The following is an 18958-nucleotide window of genomic DNA, read 5'->3' on the forward strand; positions in this document are numbered from 1 at the left end:
GTTTGGTCGGTGAACTAGTCAAACCAAACCACTCCAGGTTGGAGGGCGCCGAGAACTAGCCCTGGACCTTACGCCTTGTCCCGCTGCCGCGGATGCCCCTTGGCCACGCCGCCGCTCAGCTCCGCCACCCACGGATATTCCTTCGCCACCTCCTCGGTATAGCCGAGGTTGAAGACGGTCGGGCTCTTCACCGGCCGCTCGGGGCGGTCGTACCAGGTCCCGAACACCTTGTCCCAGAAGAAGGTGGTGATCCCGTAATTGCCGTCCTCGTCGTGGAAATGATGGGCCATGTGGCGCTTCTTCATCTCCGCGATGCGCTTCGACTTGGGCTTGTAGGCGAGGTGCTGGATGCAGTGGACGAACTCGTAGAAGCAGGTCGTCAGCAGCCCGGTGGCGAGCGCCGCGGCGGCGGCGCCGAAGCCCGACGTGCCGGCGGCATTGCCGGCGATGGCGTCATAGCCGGCGCCGATCCCCCAGCCGATCGGGATCACGCCGAGCGCGATCGTCGGCAAGGTAGTGTGCAGCGCGCCGAACAGGACCTCGAGATGATTGGGATCCTGGTGATGGTCGTAATGGATCCGCTTCCAGGTGGAGGCGAGCCATTTGTGCCGCCACATCCAGCGGCTGTGCAGGATGTAGCGGTGGATCAGGTACCAGAAGAGCGGATAGACCGCCGCCGCCGCGCCGATCGCCAGCAGGGTCGGAATGGCGGGGGCGGGCGCCCAGAGCCAGGCGCCGATCGCGACCACCGACAGCGTCAGATAGGCGATGATCGCCGGATACTGGAAATAGGCGACGACCAGCTCGCGGAACGTCATCTTGTCGAGATGATGCTCGCGGCTCCAGAAGGACGAACGGGTGGCGTCTGCGGTTTTCACGGCGATTCCTCGTAGCGCGCTTCGGCCCCGCGGGGGAGCGCTTTCCTCAACATATGGGGAATCGCACTGGTTTCGCAATGCGGCGATTGTTGGGCGCGGGCGGGGCAGGGCGGCGGGACGAGGCGCTGCGCCGATCCCCCGGGGCCGGGACGTCAGTCCGCGTGCCGCGCCCCGATCCGGCGCATCGCCCGCGCCGCCGCGTTCCGGGCGACGAGGTGGATCGCGGCGCTGACCGCCGGGCGCGCCATCACCTCGCGCACCCGCGCGCTGATCCGCGGGCCGGCGGTGCGGAGCATGGCGCGGATCTCGGGATCGTCGACGCGGCGGCCGTTCGTGCAGGTCAGCACATTGTTCGAGATATTGACCTCGAAGCCGTCCCACTGGCCCGGCGCATAGCCGCATTTGCGCTCGACCAGGGCGCGCTCCCCGGCGGTGAACCAGGGCCCGCCGGCGCGGAGCTCGCGGTTGATCGTCCGGCTGAGGGTTTCGCTTTCGGGCGTCGCCGCGGCGGCCGGGGGGAGCAGGACGAAGGCGGCGACCATCACCAGGCTCAGGGTCCGAAGGGGAATGCGCATCTCGGGTCCCTTTCAATCGGGTTGGCGACTCGCTGCTACATTTGTAACATATGCGCGCCGGAGCCGGTCTGGCAAGGGGGTGCTACAGCCTGCTCTCGCGGGCGGCGACGATGCGGTTGGCGAGGTCCCAGTCCACCTGCCGGTCGACGTCGATCGGCCCCTCGGCGAAGGGCATCAGCACCGGCGCGGTCCTGACCCTGATCCCCCGCGACAGCGTCCTGAGCACGGTCTTCAGCGTGAACAGCCGGCTCTTGTACAAGAGGAAGGCGAACAGCCCGAACGCGCCGATCAGCCGCTTCGGCTTCTTCCCGAACTGGCCGCCGGAGCGGAACACCTGCGCCGCCTCGATCCCCCTGGGGGTGAGCACCGCATAGAGGTTGCAGCTCGAAAAGGCGCCGTCGCGGAAGCGGTGGAAGGCGCGATTCCCTTCCGGATACTTCTCCAGCACGTAGCTGGCGGGCGTCAGGCCGAGCGCGGCATCCTCCTTCACTGCATCCAGCGCGTCACAGAAGTAGGTCACCATCTCCTCGGTGTGCAGGGCATTGTCGCCGGTGGTGACGATCAGGGGGAGCAGCTCCTCGCATGCGACCGCGGCGACGCTGCTCGCAATATTGTCCAGGCTGGCCACATATTCGATCGCGGCGGCCCCCGGGAGGGGGGCGAGGATCTGCTTCGCTTCCGCCATCGAATCGGGCTCGATGGCGACGATCGTGCGCTTGACCCGCGGGCTCGCCATCACCGCCTCGACCACGCGCTGGAGCATCGGCCGGCCGGCAATGTCGATGAAGCATTTGTGGGAGACGCCGCCGGCCTGGGCCAGCGGGTCGAGATTGCCGCGGCTCGCCGCGAGCACCAGTGCGGTATAGCGTCTGTCCCCCATATGGCCGGCTCCTCTAGACCCGAGCGGGCCGGTTAGGAAGCGAACTTGCCCGCAAGCGGCCGGGTCAGCGCGCTTATCCCCGGCAATTGTGGCAAATCTGCAAGCGCCCGGCGGACGGCGGCAAGTTCGTCCGGCGGGAGCAGGCCCGCCGTGCAGCCGTCGAACTTGGCCCAGAGCTGGGCCTCGGTGAACGGGCGGGCAAGGCTGCCGGCGGGCCAAGGCACGGCGGTCTCGAAACGGCGGCCGTCCTTCAGCACCACCTCGACCTCGGTCGGGAACTCGCCCTCCGCCTTGTCGACCGGGTGGCGGTGGATGCGGGGGTAGAGCGGCGCGAAATCGGGCCGGCGGGCGGCCTCGTCGGTGAAGTCGGCGAGCGTTGCATTGCCGGTCTTGAGGATGCAGGCGAGGCCATATTCCAGGCTGAACTTGGCCTGCAGCCCGTCCTCGGGCACCTGGTACATCAGATTGTTGAGATGGGTGACCGGCGCCCGCACATGCACCGCCTCGACCTCGTTCGCCGCAAAGCCGTGCGCGGCGAGCAGATCGGAGAGGCCGTCCATCGCGCGGTGCGCGCTGCCGCAATTGGGAAAGCGCTTCAGCTTCAGCCCGCTGGAGAGCAGCAGCAGGGGCTTGCCGACCTGCGCCGTCTCGAAGCGGAGGTTCTGACCGTGCTCGACATGGGTGAGCGTGTCGCGCAGCTGCTCGTAATCGGGACCGACCATCAGCCGGTTCATCCCGGTCGGGCCGTCGAGCGTGGCGAGCCCGGCGTCGAGCCCGTTCCGCGCCAGGCTCGCGGCAAGCACGCCCGACCTGGCGGCGAGGCCGGCATGGAGCGGCTTGGTCATCGTGCCAAACTGCGACATGAAGCCGGCGGCCATGCTCGTCGCCATCGAGACCGCATAGGCCGCCTGACGGGCGTCGAGCCGGAGCAGCCGGGCGCAGGCGGCAGCCGTACCGATGGCGCCGACCGTGGCAGTGGCGTGCCAGCCCCGGTTGCGGTGGGTCGGGTTCACGCCCTGGCCGACCCGGCCGAGGATCTGGAGTCCGGCAATATAGGCATCGAGGCAATCGCGGCCCGACGCCCCTTCCTGTTCGGCCAGAGCGAGGATGGCGGGCGCGAGCACGGCGGTGGCGTGGGCCTTGGCCGGATCGAAATTGTCGTCGAAGTCCAGCGCATGTGCCGCGGTGCCGTTAACCAGCGCCGCCCAGGGCGCGGCAAGCTGAGCGCCCTGGCCGATCGCCGCGGCGGGTCCTGCCCCCCAGTCCTTCACAGTCGCGAAGACGAGCCGCGTGACCGGCTCGACCGCGCCTGGAATGATGACGGCGACGATGTCGACGAACGCCCGGTGCGCGGCCGCCCAGGCCGGGTCGGGCCAGTCGGCCGGCGTTTCCGCCAGCCATCCACCGTAAGCGAGGAGGGGATTGTCGGTCATCGCTGCGCCCCTAGACCAGCCGGAGCTTTCGCGACAGGCCGCCCAGCGCCTCGCGGTCCTCGCGGGTCAGGCCGAAGCGCAGGGTCAGCCAGGAGGTGCCGGCCCAGAGCGCGAAGAGCACGACGAAGCGCAGCGGGCCGGGGAGCAGATATTCCGCCGCCGCCATCAGCCCGATTCCGGCAAGGGCGAGGCCGAGGCCCTGGAAGAGCTTGCGGTCGAACGGCTGCACGCCGTCGCTGATCTGCAGCTCCAGGGTCGCCGCATAGGTGGAAACCACGGTCGCGATGGCGATCGCCCAGGCCATGCCGTGCGCGCCGCTGCCGGGCGCCAGCCACCAGGCGAGCCCGGCCCAGACCGCGATGGCGATGAAGCTGTTGAGCAGAGGCAAGGCGCGGTGGCCGATCATCTCGACGATCGTCGAGGCCGGGCCGACGATCGCCTCGATCGCCCGGGCGGTGACCAGGATGTAGAGCAGGGGCAGAGCAGCGGCGGCGCGAGGCTGGTAGAGGCTGAGGATGTCGACCGCGGCGAAGATGAGCAGGCCGCTCAGCGGCACGACCAAGGCGGTCGAGACACGGCTGGCGAAATGATAGAGCGGCGCCACCTGCGCCCGGTCGACATGCGCCTGGGCGGAGGAGAGCGGCGCCAGCACATATTGAAAGGCCTGGCGGACGATCAAAGGCACGGTCGAGATCTTGCGGGCGATCTCGAACAGGCCGGCGGCCGCGGCGCCCTTGCTGCCGGGCAGCAGCAGGTTGAGCACGAGCGGCGGCGCATCGATCAGGGCTCGGCGGGAAAGGTTGGAGGGCAGCAGGGCCGCGCCGGTGACGAGCAGCTCCCGGACCAGCCCCCTGGGCAGCGGCGCGCGGAGCAGCAGCTTCAGGTCGTAATAGCGGCCGAGCAGGGGGATGCAGAGCCCGGCCGTGACCGCGAGCGAACAGAGGTGCGCGATGATCAGGCCGTTGTTCGTCGCCCCGGCGAGGAAGAAGGTGGTGGCGAAGAGGATGCGGGCGATCTGCTCCCAGAAGATGCGCAGGCGGATCTCGGGCCCGAAGGCGCGGCGCGCGCGGGCGGCGCCCGTCGCGGTCTCGATGAACGCCCAGAGCGGCAGGGCCCAGGCGAAGAGCGCGATCGCCGCCGGCAGCCGCTCGGCATCGTCGGGGGCGGCGGAGAAGACACCCGCGACCGTGTGGGCGTTGAGGGTGACGAGCAGCGCGATGCAGGAGGCGGGAAGGATGGCGACAATCAGCGAGAGCTTCACCGCGCCGTGCGCCGCTTCCTCGTCATGGGTCGGCACCACCCGCTGCAGCGCCACCGGCATCGAAAGATGGATGACGTTGACCAGGATGCTGACCGCGCCCCAGAGCGCCACATAGAGCCCGTAGGTCTCGATCCCGAAGAAGCGCGTGTAGAGCGGCTGGGCGAGCGCCTCGATCAGCGCACCAGCGCGGGACAGGCCGGCCAGCCCGGCCCCGCGCGCGACCTCGTTCCGCGTGACCGCGGGCGGGGCGGGTGGGGGCGAGTCCGTGGCCATTGCCGTGGAGTGGTAGAGCCTTACGGCGCGAACGCAATGCGCCCGAGGCCTCAGACCGTTTGCGCTATTCCTCGGTGCGGATCAGCACCGCCTCACCGACCAGCAGGAAGAGCAGAAACGGCCCCCAGGCGGCGAGGAAGGGCGGGTAGGCACCGAGATTGCCCATGGCGAGGGCGAAATTGTCGGCCACGAAATAGGCGAAGCCGAGCGCCATGCCGATCACTGCGCGCATGAACAATTGCCCCGAGCGCGCCAGGCCGAAGGCGGCGATGGCGGCGAGCAAAGGCATGAGCAGGGTGGAGAAAGGCGAGGCGAGCTTGTGCCAGAGGTTGGATTCCAGGGTCGCGGTCGAGCGGTTGGTGGCGGCGACCTGCGTGATCGTCTCGCGCAGCTGCAGGAACGTCAGCCGGTTGGGATCGACCTGGGCGAGGGTGAACTGGTCGGGCTCGATGCCGGCACCCCAGATCGTGCTCGGCAGGCGCTGCAGCTGGTTGGTCTCAAGGTCGAACAGCCGGACATTGGTCAGCTCCCAGCCGCGCCCGGGCAGATAACGGCCGCTGTCCGCCAGCAGCCGCCGGCGGATGGTGCCGCCCGCCCGGTCGGCGACGATCACTCCCGTCAGCCTGACCCCGTCCCCGCGCCCGGTCACGCGGTCGACGCGGATGAGGTCGTCGCCGTGGGAGAGCCAAACATTGGCGACAACATTGGAGTCGGGCGGCACTGCGCCATAATCCACGGCATCCCATGCACTGAGCGCCGCCGTCGCCCGCGTCACCACCCGTTCCTGGAAGGCGAAATGGACGAGCGCGATCAGGCCCGCGGCGAGGATCAGGGGCGCGATGATCTGGTGGGCGGAGATGCCCGCCGCCTTCATCGAGATGATCTCGCTATTCTGGTTGAGCCCGGCGAGGGTGATCAGCGCGCCGAGCAGGGCCGAGAAGGGCAGGAAACGCTGGATCAGCCCGGGGATGCGCAGGCTGACATAGCGCCAGAGCTCGGCATTGCCGTTCTCCGGATGGGCGAGGATCTTGCCGCTGTTGCCGAGCAGATCGAGGATCATCAGGATCGCGACCAGGGCGACGAGGACGGCGGCGCTGCGCGTGATGAACAGCCGCGCCATGTAGAAGGCGATCCGCTTCGACGGGAAGAAATGCAGGTTGATCATGGCAGCCTGGTCATGTCTGGGCGGCCTCGGGCGGCCCGCGCCGGCGGATCAGCTTCCTGAAGCGCTTGGAGATCTTCGCGAACACCCGCTCGAGCGCGCCGATCGGCTGGCCGCCGGGCTTGTGGGCGAGCGTCCAGTACATCCAGACCATCAGCCCGGCGAAGATCAGGAAGGGCCCGCCGATCGCGATCAGGGGATCGACCGTGCCGCGCGCGCCGAGGCTCTCCATCGACTGGTTCACCTTGTGATAGGTGACGACGAAGACGACCGCGACGAAAATGCCGAGCCCCGACGTGCTCCGTTTGGGCGGCACCGCCAGCGCCACCGAGAAGAGCGGCACGACGAGCATCATCAGCACCTCGACCATGCGGAACCAGAAATTGGCCATGGCCGCGTTGCGCAGCCTGGGCGTCACCGCCGGATTGTGCCCGCGCTCCCACAATTCCGGGATGGTCAGCTCCTTGGTCCCGTCGCCCCGGCCGCGGAACTGCTCGATCGTCGGCAGGTCGATCGGGATGTCCTGCTGGACGAAGGAGAGCACGCGCGGCACCCGGTAATTTGGCGCGTCATGGACGAGCCGGCCGTTGCTCAGCCTGAGCAGGATCGTGTCCGGATCGTCGGTGGCGAGGAAGGTGCCGCGCGACGCGCTGGCGGTCACCGTCCGGCCGTCGCGCTGGGCGAGATAGAGGAAGACGCCGTGCAGGTCCGTCCCTCCGCGCTCGCTCCGCTCGACGCGAAGCGTCATCCGCCGCCCGAGATTGGTGAACTCCCCCACCTTGATCTGCGCGCCAAGGGCACCCGAGCTCAGTTCGTAGCGCAAGGACTGATAGGCATATTGGGAGCGCGGCTGGACGAAACCGACTATGAAGAAATTGAGCACCATCAGCAGGATGGCATAGAGATAGGGCACGCGCAGCAGCCGCCCGTAGCTGAGCCCCACCCCGCGCAGGCTGTCCAGCTCGGAGGACAGCGCCAGCTTCCTAAAGGCGAGCAGCACGCCGAGCGTCAGCCCCATCGGGATGGCGAGGCCCATATATTCGGGCAGGAGATTGGCGAGCATCCGGAACACGATCGCCACCGGCCCGCCCTCGGACACGACAAAGTCGAACAGTTTCAGCATGCGATCGAGCAGCAGCAGCATCGCCGCCAGCACGAAGGTGCCGAGCAGGGGCACGAAGATCAGCCGCGCGAGATAGCGGTCGATTTGCTTGCCGATGGACACCTGTGTGCACTGCTCCCGCGCGCCCGGGAAGGTGGGCGCGTCAGGGGGTATAGACGGCGAGGCGGGGGAGGTCATGCCCCTCGTGCAAAAGTGGTACTTTTGCCCGGTTCAATTGGGACGTGAGCACATCATTGCGCAGTCCGCTAAGCCCAAATCGTCGCAACCTGCGTTAGCGGCTGGCTTTTTTGCGGAACGGCGGGCTCCCGGCGCGGTTGCCCCGGGCATGGGGAAACATCTGCTCAACGCCGCCACCATCCTCTTCTTCCTCGGCATCTTCGCGTTCGCCTACGCGATCAACTGGCGATGACGGCGGCGCTGCAGCTCTGGGGCGGGCCCGAATGCACGATCGTCAGGCTCGGCGACCGCTGGCGCGACCAGGCCGCCGAGACCGGGCACCGGCAGCGCGCCGGCGATCTCGCCTTGATCGAGGCGCTTGGCATCCGCACCCTGCGTTTCCCCATCCTCTGGGAGAGCGTGGCGCCGCTGCGGCCGGGGCTGTGCGATTTCAGCCGGACGGACGCGCGGCTGGGCGAATTGCAGACGCGCGGTATCGAAGTGATCGGCGGGCTGCTCCATCACGGCTCGGGGCCGGCCTATACCGAACTGCTCGATCCGGACTTTCCCGCGAAGTTCGCCGATTATGCCGCCTGTGTGGCGGAGCGCTATCCGCAGATCAGACGCTGGACTCCGGTCAACGAGCCCCTGACCACGGCGCGCTTTTCCTGCCTCTACGGGCACTGGTATCCGCACCGGCGGGACTATCCGGCCTTCCTGCGGGCCCTCTTCAACCAGTGCGAGGGGACGCGGCTTGCGATGGCGGCGATCAGGCGGGTCATCCCGGGGGCGGAGCTCGTGCAGACCGAAGATATCGGCAAGGTCTTCGCGACGGCGCCGCTCGCGGACCAGGCGGTGCACGAAAATGAAAGGCGCTGGCTGAGCCTGGATCTGCTGGCGGGGCGGGTGACGCCGACGCATGTCTTTTATCCATTCCTGGTCGAGGCGGGGATCGGGGCGGCGGAGATCGCCGCCTTCGCGGACGGGGACGCGGCACCGGATCTGATCGGGGTGAACCATTATCTGACCAGCGAGCGCTTCCTCGACCACCGTACGTCCCTCTATCCGGACCTTGTGCCCGGCGGGAACGGTCGGGACGTCTATGTCGACGCCGAGGCGGTGCGGGTGCGGAACCTTGCGGGGGCTTGCGGGCTCGAGGCGCGGCTACACGAGACCTGGGATCGCTACCGGATCCCGCTTGCCGTGACCGAAGTTCATCATGGCTGCACGCGCGAGCAGCAGCTGCGCTGGTTCGCGGAGAGCTGGACGGCGGCGCAGAGAGCGCGGCAGGCGGGGGTAGCGCTCGAGGCGGTCACCCTGTGGTCCTTGTTCGGGGCGATGGACTGGCGCTCTTTGCTGACGCGCGAGGAGTTCGCCTATGATGCGGGCGCGCTCGACGCGCGCAGCGCGCCGCCGCGGCCGACCGCCCTGGCGCACGCCGCCGCCGCCTGCGCTGCAGGCGGCGCGCCGGATCATCCGGTGCTCGCCGCGCCGGGTTGGTGGCGGCGGCCGGAGCGGCTCTACGCCTGGTGCCGTGACGACCTGGAGGCGCCGGCGCCGGCGCCGGCGCCCGGGCCGCCCTTGCTGGTCACCGGGGCGACGGGGACGCTGGGGCGGGCCTTGGCGCGCATCGCCCGGCAGCGCGGGCTCGCCTGCCGGCTGACCAGCCGGGACGAGCTCGATCTTTGCGACCCGGCCTCGATCGCGGCGGCGCTGGCGCGGCACAGGCCTTGGGCGGTGATCAACGCCGCCGGCTTCGTGCGGGTGGCGGAGGCGGAGCGGCAAAGCGCGGCCTGCATGGCCTCGAACGCGGCCGGGGCGGGCAATCTCGCCCGCGCCTGCAAGGCCGAGGGCATTCCCCTGCTGAGCTTTTCCTCGGACCTGGTCTTCGACGGCATGCTGGGCCGCCCCTATGCGGAAGGCGACCTCGTCTGCCCCGCCGGCGTCTACGGGCAGAGCAAGGCGATGGCCGAGCGGCTGGTCAGGGCCGCCGGGGCGGCGGCGCTGATCGTCCGCACCAGCGCCTTTTTCGGGCCGTGGGACCAGCACAATTTCGCCTGGTCCGTGCTCACCCACTTGCGGGCCGGCCAGCCGTTCGGAGCCTCGACCGACATCGTCTCGCCGACCTTCGTGCCGGACCTCTGCCATGCCGCGCTCGATCTGCTGATCGACGGCGAGACCGGAATCTGGCACCTCGCCAACCAGGGCGCGGTCAGCTGGCATGGGCTGGCGGTTACGATCGCCCGGTGCGCGGGGTTCGATCCCGGCCTGATCTTCGCCTGTGAGGGGCCGGTGCGGCGCAACACCGCGCTGACCAGCAGCCGCGGAACGCTGCTGCGGCCGCTCGAGGCGGCGCTCGCCGACTGGCTGCGGGACGTCGCCGCCGAGCCGCCAGGGCCCGGCGACGAGCCCCTGGCCGTTCAGTCGGCCGCGGCCACCGCCATTTGAGTCACCTTCTCGCGCCGCGCGTCCAGCCGGCGGAAGGCGGCCAGCGCCTGGCCGACGACCTGGTCCATATTATAATAGCGATAGGTGGCGAGCCGGCCGACGAAGGTGACTCCGGGCGTCGCGTCGGCGAGCGCCTCGTAGCGCTTGAACAGCGCCTGATTCTCGGGCCGCGGGATCGGATAATAAGGATCGCCTTCGGCCGACGGATATTCGAGCGTCGTGCTTGTGGACCGATGCTTTTGCCCGGTGAGATGTTTGTACTCGGTGATCCGCGTGTACGGGACCTGAGGGTCGGGATAATTGACCACAGCGACCGGCTGCAGCTGCTCGACCTCCAGAATGGAATGCTCGAAGCGCAGACTCCGGTAGGGTAGCCGACCAAAGCGGAAGTCAAAATATTCGTCGACCGGTCCGGTGAAGACGATATGGGCGTCGCCGGTGCGGCCTTTTATCTCGGCCCAGTCCGTGCCCAGCTGCAGCGTGATTTTGGGGTGATCGAGCATGCGCTCGAACATCGCCGTGTAACCCTGCAGGGGCATGCACTGATGCCTGTCGGTGAAATAGCGGTCGTCGGCATTGGTGCGCGTCGGCACCCGGGCAGTCACCGACTTGTCGAGACCACTCGGATCGATGCCCCACTGCTTTCGGGTATAGCCCTGGAAAAACAGTTCGTAGAGCTCGCGTCCCACAGCCGAGATAACGACGTCCTCCGACGTCCGGATTTCGCCGACCGCCTCCGCGCGCGAGGCGAGGAAGGCTGCCGCCTGGTCGTCGGAGCGAAGGTCGAGGCCGAACAGACGGTTGAGCGTCGTCCGGTTGATGGGAATCGGCACCAGCTGATCGCGGACGTGGGCGAGCACGCGGTGCTCGTATGGCCGCCAGTCGGTGAATTGGGACAGATAGGCGAGCACCTCGTCGCTGTTGGTGTGGAAAATGTGCGGCCCGTACTGGTGGATCAGGATGCCGGCCTCGTCGAGCCGGTCGTAGGCATTGCCGGCGATATGCGGCCGCCTGTCGATCACCAGCACCTTCGCGTTGTGCTGGCTTGCCAGCCGCTCGGCCAGGACGGAACCGGCGAAGCCGGCGCCGACGACGACATAGTCGAAGTCGTCGCCGGGAACGGGCTTCGAAACTGCGGGCGGCGCCTGCCTCGCGGCGATCGTCTCGCGCATGAGGCCTGCCATCCGCGCCTGGGTGAGATCCCAGCTCAGATTGGACAGCAGCAGGTCCACCTCGGAGAGCCACTCTCCCTCCGCCGCCATGGTCAGGGCGCGTTTGCAGCCGGCGATGAACTCCGACTGGTTTTCCGCGATCAGCACGCCCTCGACCGCGCCGTAGTGACGCACGACGTCGGTGATTGCAGTGGAGACGACCGGCTTGCCACCGGCGAGATATTCGGGCGTCTTGGTCGGGGAGATGAAGCGGGTGGCCTCGTTGATCGCGAAGGGCATCAAAGCGACATCCCAGCCGGCCAGATAGGCCGGCAGCTCGTCATAGGTCTTGCCCCCGAGATAATGGACGTTGGGGCGCCTGGGCAGCTCCGCGGGATCGATCTTCACGACCGGGCCGACCATGACGATCGACCAGTCCGGGTGCGCGTCGGCGAGCGCGGCGATCAGCGAGAGATCCAGCCGCTCGTCGATCACGCCGTAGTAGCCCAGGCGTGGTCCAGGAATCGCGTTCTGGTCCGCCGGCTCCGGCATGGGATCACGCGCCCGGCTGAAATGGGCGCGGTCGACGCTGGACGGGAACGGGTGGACCTCGGGATGCCGGTCCTTTTTCGCCTCGTAGAGGCTGAAGCCGCCGGTGAAGACGAGGTTGGCCTCGTCAAACAGGTCTTGCTCGAGCGACAGGAGTTCGGGCGGCGCGAAGCGGAAATTGGCGAGCTCGTCCATGCAGTCATAGACGGTGCAGAGGCGTTCGACGTGCCGCGTGAAGGGCAGCATCATCGGCGTGTAATACCAACAGACCAGAGGTTTCTCCTCGCCGGCCACGAAGGCGTCGAGGAGCTTCCTGAGGGCCCGGTCGCGTGCCGGGCCTTGAAGCTCCTCGGACAGGGAAGGGGTGACGACGACGACCCCGGTCTCGGCGCAGGTCCGTACACCGAGCGCCGGCGCGCTGCCGGGTCTTGCAGCCTCAGACTCCTCCCAAAAGATCGTTCGGCCGGCTCGGGCGAAGCGGCTCATCAGGTGCTGGGGCCGCTGAAATACGAAGGACCATCTGAGATGCGAGAAGCAGAGCAAAGTGAAGGCGGGACTGGAGGAGGGCGCAATGCTTCCCTCCGGCGCGTTCGCGTCGGTCAGTTTAATCAAGCCGGAAACCCCTGTTCTTGAAGGCTTATTCGACAACGAGGGTTGTGGTGCAGCGTTCCTCCCAAGCCCGACTATATCTACCTATCCTACATCAGGATTTCGCGGCGATGAGGCGCCAGATACTCAACGACTTCTGGCCCGCTGACCGGGCTGCTCGCGCGCCAGCCAGGATTACGGTGGGATTACGGATTACGGTGACGGATTACGGTGACAGTGCACTAAATCCCCAAATTAGGCGGCGGCCATTTCGCCGCCTGGGAGCAGCCCGGATTCCTGACGCAGGAAATGCGTGCGGACTTCAGGTCCCTGCGCAATAGCCGCCAGGGAGGTCGGCGCGCGCCCGCCCCCCGTGCGCGCAGGCCATTTTTTTGTGCGCGCCTACCCTTTTGACCGGACGCGCCCAGACGGGCGACCGCCTGTGGAAATTCCGCAATGCCACACAATCGGACCCCGGACTTGCGTTCATCGGTGATTACGGCGGCATGATTTCCTCCGAAATGGAGGAATGCGGCGGCGGTCCCTTCTGCTTCTCGTTCCGGTTGTGGTCGCGGCCGGGCTTGCCCTGGCCGGGCGGGGCCCGGCGCCCTCCGAGCTTTCGCCGGTGCCGCCGGCGAAGGCGGAGCGCGGTGGCAAGAGGATCGGCGGGAACCCGGCCGGCGCCGTCCGGATCGTCGACGGCGACACGCTCCGAATCGGCGACGCGCGAATCCGGCTGCACGGGATCGACGCGCCGGAGCGAGCGCAGAGCTGCAGCGACGCGGACGGCAGGCGCTATCGCTGCGGCGAGGAAGCGAGCGCGGCGCTGGCGCGGCTGATCGGGGACGGGCGGCCCGACTGCGCCGAGCGCGACCGCGATTCCTACGGGCGCAGCGTCGCAATCTGCACGGTCGGCGGGCGCGACCTCAACCGGGCGATGGTCGCCGGGGGCTGGGCGCTCGCCTATATTCGCTACTCCCGCGACTATGAAGCGGACGAGGCAGCGGCCCGGCGCGCGCGCCGCGGCGTCTGGCAGGGCAGTTTCGAGCGGCCGGACCAGTATCGCGCGGCGCGGCGCGGGTCGCGGCGATAAGCGCGCTTCTCCCGGCTGAGCGCTATATGCGCTCACCATTTTCTTACTACGCACTCCTATGGATCGAACCGTTCCGGTTCAAAAGTCCTTGCCTTGTAGGATTTCAGATGTTCTTCTTTCGTTCATGGCAGCGACTCGCTTCTGAGGGGTCGCCGCCGCCCCGCCGGGCTTCCCCCCTTGGCCCGGCGGGGCTCCCCGCTCGCCGGCCTTTGCCGGGGGCAGGCATGAATGGAGACGCCACATGAAGAAAATCGAGATCATCGCCGCCGCCGGGCTGGGCCTGGCCGCGGTCGCCGCGGCCCACGCCGCCGAGACCCTGACCTATCGCTATGACGCGCGCGGCCGGCTGGTCCGCGTCCAGCACAATGGCAGCGTCAACGCCAATGTCGTGACCAACTACAGTTACGACAAGGCCGACAACCGCACGCTGAAGAACGTGACCGGCGCGCCGTGACGGGCCGGGATCGCGGCGCCGCCTCGATCCCCAGCAACAAGACCTGACCAACACCGGCGGCCCGGGATGAACGGGCCGGTGCGCGGCGGCCTGCGCCGCATCTGAAACGGAGATGAGAGATGAAGACCAACCTGCTTCGGGCGGGCGCCCTGTCCTGCGCCCTGCTCGCCTCCACCGCCCTGACCACGCCCGCCCTGGCGCAGACCTCACCGCCGCCGCGCTTCCAGGAAATCGACTCCAACGGCGTCGACCTGGTCAGCGGCCGCTTCGTCTTCGAGATGGTCGAGGGCTCGATCGGCTCGGGCGACGGCGCGGTCAGCCTGATGCGCAGCGACCGCAACGATTATGGCCGGCTCAGCCAGTGGCAGGGCTCGCTCACCCAGCTCAGCGGCGGCACCGAGATGCTGGTGCAGTTCGGCGCCCGGAGCGAGCGCTTCACCCTCTCGGGCTCGACCTGGGTGCCCGACAACGCGACCGGGGCGACGCTGACCGCCGGATCGGGGACGTACAGCTATCGATCGGCGGAGGGGACGACAGTCGGCTTCGGCCTGGCCGGGAGCTACACTTACGGCCCCTGCGCGGCGAGCGCGACGCCCGAATGTATGGTGGTCCTCTCCGTGGCCCGCCCGAACGGCATGACCTTCACCGTCGACTGGACCCTGGCCGAGCATTGCTTCGCCTACGATCCGGAGCTGTTCGAGTGCATCTCGCCCGGCGTCTGGGTCCGGCAGGCCGGGGTCAGCAGCAGCGCCGGCTACAGCTTCACCATGAACTATCCGAGCGTCGTCCCCTGGAATGCCAGCTGGAGCAAGGCGACGGGTGCGACCTTTACCAACAGCGTCACCGCGCCGGCGACCAATCCGACGGTGACTTACACGGCGGTCTCGAGCACGGTGGAGGACATTACCGACACCGGCGGGCAGACCTGGCGCATCACCCGCAACGGCTCCGGCGCGATCACCGGCATCCGCCGGCCCGGTTCGGCGGCGGACAATGTCACCATCAGCTACGGGAGCGGGGGCGTGGTCAGCGCGGTGACGCGCGACGGCGTGACCACCAATTATTCGCGCAGCGTCGTCGGCAGCACGGCGACGACCACGATCACCGATGCGGCGAGCCAGACGTCCACCGTCGTCGCCGATCTCGCCAAGAGCCGGGTCACCGCGGTCACCGACCCGCTGAGCCGGACGACGAGCTACCAGTATGACAGCAACGCCCGGCTGACGCGGATCACCTATCCCGAGGGAAATTACGTCGCCTATACCTATGACGCGCGCGGCAACGTGACCGAGACGCGGGCGGTGACAAAGTCGGGCAGCGGCCTGGCGGACATGGTGACCACGGCCAGCTACGATGCGACCTGCACCAATCCACTCACCTGCAACCAGCCGAATAGCATCACCGATGCGCGCGGCTTCCAGACCCAATTTTCCTATGACGGCACGCATGGCGGGGTGACGCGCATCACCGCGCCGGCGCCGACCACGGGAGCCAACCGGCCGCAGACGCGCTATGCCTATACCCTGACCGGCGGCGCCTATCGGCCGACCAGCATTTCCGCCTGCGCCACGGGCGAGGACAACAAGGCCCTGCCTTCCCCGCCCTGGCCGCCGAACACATCCTGCGTCGGGACGGCCGACGAAAGCCGCGCCACGATCGCCTACGACTCCAACGGCAATGTCACGTCCGTCACGCGTCGGGACGGCACGGGCACGCTCAGCGCGACCGACACGATGACCTATGACCCGCTCGGGAATATGCTGACCGTGGACGGGCCGCTCTCGGGAAGCGCCGACACCACGCGCTACCGCTACGATCAGGCGCGGCGCGTGGTCGGCGTGATCGGCCCCGATCCGGACGGCGGGGGCAGCCTCAAGCACCGGGCGGTGCGCACCACCTGGACCAACGGCCTTCCGACGACTGTGGAGCAAGGGACGGTCGACAGCCAGTCGGACAGCGACTGGAATACCGGCTTCACGGCGCTGCAGCGCGTCGAGCAGGACTATGACGCCAATGCGCGGCCGACCGTGCAGCGTCTGATGTCCGGCAGCACCACCTACCAACTGACCGAGACCGGCTATGACAGCCTCGGCCGCGTGCGCTGCGTCGCGCAGCGCATGAACCCGGCGGAGTTCGCCACCGCCGGCACGGACGCGGTCGACGCCTGCACCCTGGACACGCAGGGCACCGGGGGGAACGACTTCGGCCCGGACCGGATCGTGCGCACCAGCTACGACAATGCCGGACAGGTGACCAAAGTCGAGACCGGCTACGGCGTCAGCGGCGTCGCCGCGGACGAGGTGACGGCCACGTACAGGGACAATGGCCAGGTCGAGACCGTCACCGACGCGAACGGAAACCGGACTACCTATGTCTATGACGGCCACGATCGGCTCTCGCGGACCCGGATGCCGGATCCCTCGACGGCGGGGACCAGCTCGACGACCGATTATGAGGAGCTGACCTACGCGACTGCTGGCGGCGGGACGTTGAGCACGCCGCTCGTCTCGAGCCGGCGCCTGCGCGACACGAACAGCATCGCCTACAGCTACGACAATCTGAACCGGGTCACGGCGAAGAACCTGCCGGGCAGCGAGCTGGACGTCACTTATGCCTATGACCTGCTCGGCCGGCTGACCTCGGCGGCGACCTCGGCGCAGACCTTGGGCTTCACCTATGACGCGCTCGGCCGGCAGCTCAGCGAGACCGGGCCGGTGCGGACGGTCAACTCCACCTGGGACGCCGCCGGCCGTCGCCTCACGCTTGAGGCGCAGGGCCATTTCGGGATCTGCTTCTCCTATCTGGTCACCGGCGAGATGTCGGGGCTGCTCAACGGCAGCTGCGAAACGATCGCGACCCTGTCCTACGACCAAGCGGGCCGACGGACCGTCACCAATGCTTGGGGGAACAGCTCGACGCGCAGCTATGACGATGTCGGCCGGCTGACCGGCCTGTCGCTCGATCTGCCGTCTACCGCGAACGACGTGGCCTTCGGCTACAGCTACAACCCGGCCGGCGAGATCGTCTCGAACACGCGTTCGAACGACGCGTACAGCTATACCGCTCACGCCAATGCCAATGTGACCAACAGCGTGAACGGCCTTAACCAGGTGACCGCCACCGGCGGGACCAGCGTCAGCCATGACAGCCGCGGCAACGTCTCGGCGATCGGCGGTGCGAGCTACGGCTATGACAGCGAGAACCGGCTGGTCTCGGCGCCGGGCGCGACGCTGACCTACGATCCGCTGGGCCGGCTCTACAGCGTCAGCGACGGCACCAATACGCGCCTGTTCCTCTATGACGGGCTCAGTCTGCTCGGCGAATATGCGACGAACGGGGCGCCGCTCATGTTCCACGGATCAGGCCCCGGCGTGGACGAGCCTTTGATCTGGCTGAACTATCCGGCCGGCGAGTTCGGCACCAGCCATGCCGACGAGCGCGGCAGCGTGGTGGCGCGCGTCAGCCTGTCCACGGGCGCGACGCTCAACCGCTATGACGAATATGGCAACGTCCAGGGCACTCTCGCCGGCCGGTTCGGCTATACCGGCCAGGCCTGGATCCCCGAGGCCGGGCTCTATCACTATCGCGCCCGCGCCTATAACCCAGCCATGGGCAGGTTCATGCAGACCGATCCGATCGGGTTCGGGGGCGGGATGAACCTCTATGCCTATGTCGTCAATAATCCGATCAACTCTACTGACCCATGGGGCCTCGGCCCGGAGGATGAGTGCACTGAATTCAATTGTCCCGTGGTGACCGCGACTAGGTGTCCTGATGGAACAGTCAGGAACGGGGGCGCCTGTGTACCGACCAATACAGATTTGCTTCCGCCGCCCACGGCTACGCCGGGACAGGTGGCTCCGGGTGAGCAGGTAGTGGTTGTGAACGGCCGACGGCCAAAGGCGCCGTCCAAGCGTCCGACGCCACGATGTCTGGGGCCAGCGCCACGCTCGCCCGCGCACACTTCCCGAGCTGTTAATAAGGCATTGTCAGAAATATATGGAGATTCGTTCGCCCCCCGGACTATACCATTCACGAGCGAGTTTGCCCAGTTCACCGTGTTGCCGAACATATCGGTTGGCGGATGGTCGCGAAGCACAAGTCCCCATGCCGGATATGCCTATCAAGTTTCGATTCCAAGTATGCCTGATCTTGCGGTTAAGATCTATATTAACGACAGAGGCGCCGACGGGAGATTCACTGCAGCTATAGTTTCCACTGGGCTTACCCACTATCTCGATTATTTAGTCAATATCTCCACTGGATATGTTGGAAACTCTGATAGAGCCAACTACTACTTAGGAATATGCTGGTGAGTAAAGATTGCTTATGGATACTCCTGATTAAGTCATTGGCTGTAATAATACTGACAACAGTAGCGATCCATACTATTGAATACCACAATTATAGGGGATTTCTTAATCCGATAATTCTGATTACGCTTGTTATTACTGTATCGTTAATAGGGAGAAGGAAGGACTTACGGCGATTGGGGGTTACGATCTTGACGCTGTCTGCCTCCTCACTTTTTGCTGTAGTTCTAACGGCGATGATCTGGGGCTATGAGCCTCGATAGATTGCGGTGCTACTGAGCCCACCAATTAGCGGGAGGGTACGGTGGAGAGTACGGTGACAGTGCACTAAAATCCCCAAATCAGCGAGAGCCGGCGCCCGTCGCCGGCTCTTACGCATCCGGGACACGCCTGGGGCCGGGCGTGGCGCCCGCTTGGTCCAACCCGCCTCCCTCGCGGTTGGTTTGTATAGTTCCACCCCACTCCACCGCCGCACGTTCGTCGCACCGTCCGCCACATTCGTCGAAACCGTCGCTCTGCGCGGAGGTTCTGCAGGATTTTCCTACCTTTGGTCCCCGCGCGAACACATTTCTGCCGCAAGCGTACACCACATGGCGCCTCGACATGGGGGCAAGGTGTCAA

13 protein-coding genes are annotated in these 18958 nt (G+C 67.2%); 5 read left to right on the plus strand and 8 right to left on the minus strand.

Translation table 11 applies throughout. The features are described 5' to 3' along the window. Nucleotides 1-68 precede the first annotated feature (68 nt). From VEC11_RS01690 to VEC11_RS01720, 7 genes are all read right to left on the minus strand, one after another. Nucleotides 69-878: a sterol desaturase family protein gene (locus VEC11_RS01690; protein ID WP_464128558.1), complete on the minus strand. Its 810-nt coding sequence runs from the start codon at nt 876-878 to the stop codon at nt 69-71. A gap of 152 nt (nt 879-1030) precedes the next feature. Then, nucleotides 1031-1453, minus strand: coding sequence for a hypothetical protein (locus VEC11_RS01695; protein ID WP_464128559.1), 423 nt, complete (start codon nt 1451-1453; stop codon nt 1031-1033). An 82-nt stretch (nt 1454-1535) separates the two neighbouring features. Continuing rightward, nucleotides 1536-2333, minus strand: a complete 798-nt coding sequence (locus VEC11_RS01700) for a 2-C-methyl-D-erythritol 4-phosphate cytidylyltransferase (protein ID WP_464128560.1) — start codon at nt 2331-2333, stop codon at nt 1536-1538. A 32-nt stretch (nt 2334-2365) separates the two neighbouring features. Next, entirely contained in the window at nt 2366-3766 is a 1401-nt protein-coding gene (locus VEC11_RS01705) for an MmgE/PrpD family protein (RefSeq protein ID WP_464128562.1), read from the minus strand. 10 nt (nt 3767-3776) lie between these two features. Beyond that, nucleotides 3777-5300 (minus strand): lipopolysaccharide biosynthesis protein, encoded by a 1524-nt coding sequence (locus VEC11_RS01710; protein WP_464128563.1) that lies wholly within the window; start codon nt 5298-5300, stop codon nt 3777-3779. A gap of 64 nt (nt 5301-5364) precedes the next feature. Next, a complete protein-coding gene (lptG, locus tag VEC11_RS01715) occupies nt 5365-6465 on the minus strand; it encodes an LPS export ABC transporter permease LptG (RefSeq protein WP_464128564.1) in 1101 nt (366 codons plus the stop codon). A 10-nt stretch (nt 6466-6475) separates the two neighbouring features. Then, nucleotides 6476-7687, minus strand: coding sequence for an LptF/LptG family permease (locus tag VEC11_RS01720; RefSeq protein ID WP_464128566.1), 1212 nt, complete (start codon nt 7685-7687; stop codon nt 6476-6478). A gap of 73 nt (nt 7688-7760) precedes the next feature. Here VEC11_RS01720 and VEC11_RS01725 point away from each other — a divergent pair, with 73 nt between their 5' ends. Both VEC11_RS01725 and VEC11_RS01730 read left to right on the plus strand, forming a co-directional pair. Next, entirely contained in the window at nt 7761-7994 is a 234-nt protein-coding gene (locus VEC11_RS01725) for a hypothetical protein (RefSeq protein WP_464128567.1), read from the plus strand. After that, complete coding sequence (locus VEC11_RS01730) at nt 7991-10189, plus strand: family 1 glycosylhydrolase (protein ID WP_464128568.1); 2199 nt, start codon at nt 7991-7993, stop codon at nt 10187-10189. The genes VEC11_RS01725 and VEC11_RS01730 overlap by 4 nt, the downstream gene beginning before the upstream one ends. On the opposite strand, the gene glf is transcribed toward VEC11_RS01730, so the two are convergent. Next, nucleotides 10162-12375 carry a UDP-galactopyranose mutase gene (gene glf / locus VEC11_RS01735; RefSeq protein WP_464128570.1) on the minus strand — a complete coding sequence of 738 codons (2214 nt, stop codon included), beginning with the start codon at nt 12373-12375 and terminating at the stop codon, nt 10162-10164. The two genes, VEC11_RS01730 and glf, sit on opposite strands and share 28 nt — an antisense overlap. Nucleotides 12376-13006: 631 nt before the next feature. On the opposite strand from glf, the gene VEC11_RS01740 reads away from it, so the two are divergent. The 3 genes from VEC11_RS01740 to VEC11_RS01750 all read left to right on the plus strand — a co-directional run bounded on the left by VEC11_RS01740 (nt 13007) and on the right by VEC11_RS01750 (nt 18340). Beyond that, on the plus strand, nt 13007-13570 hold the full coding sequence (locus VEC11_RS01740; RefSeq protein ID WP_464128571.1) for a thermonuclease family protein: 564 nt from the start codon (nt 13007-13009) through the stop codon (nt 13568-13570). Between the two features lie 241 nt (nt 13571-13811). After that, nucleotides 13812-14024 carry a hypothetical protein gene (locus VEC11_RS01745; protein ID WP_464128572.1) on the plus strand — a complete coding sequence of 71 codons (213 nt, stop codon included), beginning with the start codon at nt 13812-13814 and terminating at the stop codon, nt 14022-14024. 119 nt (nt 14025-14143) lie between these two features. Next, complete coding sequence (locus tag VEC11_RS01750; protein WP_464128574.1) at nt 14144-18340, plus strand: RHS repeat-associated core domain-containing protein; 4197 nt, start codon at nt 14144-14146, stop codon at nt 18338-18340. Nucleotides 18341-18958 lie beyond the last annotated feature (618 nt).

Source organism: Allosphingosinicella sp. (assembly GCF_035626655.1).
Taxonomy (GTDB): domain Bacteria; phylum Pseudomonadota; class Alphaproteobacteria; order Sphingomonadales; family Sphingomonadaceae; genus Allosphingosinicella.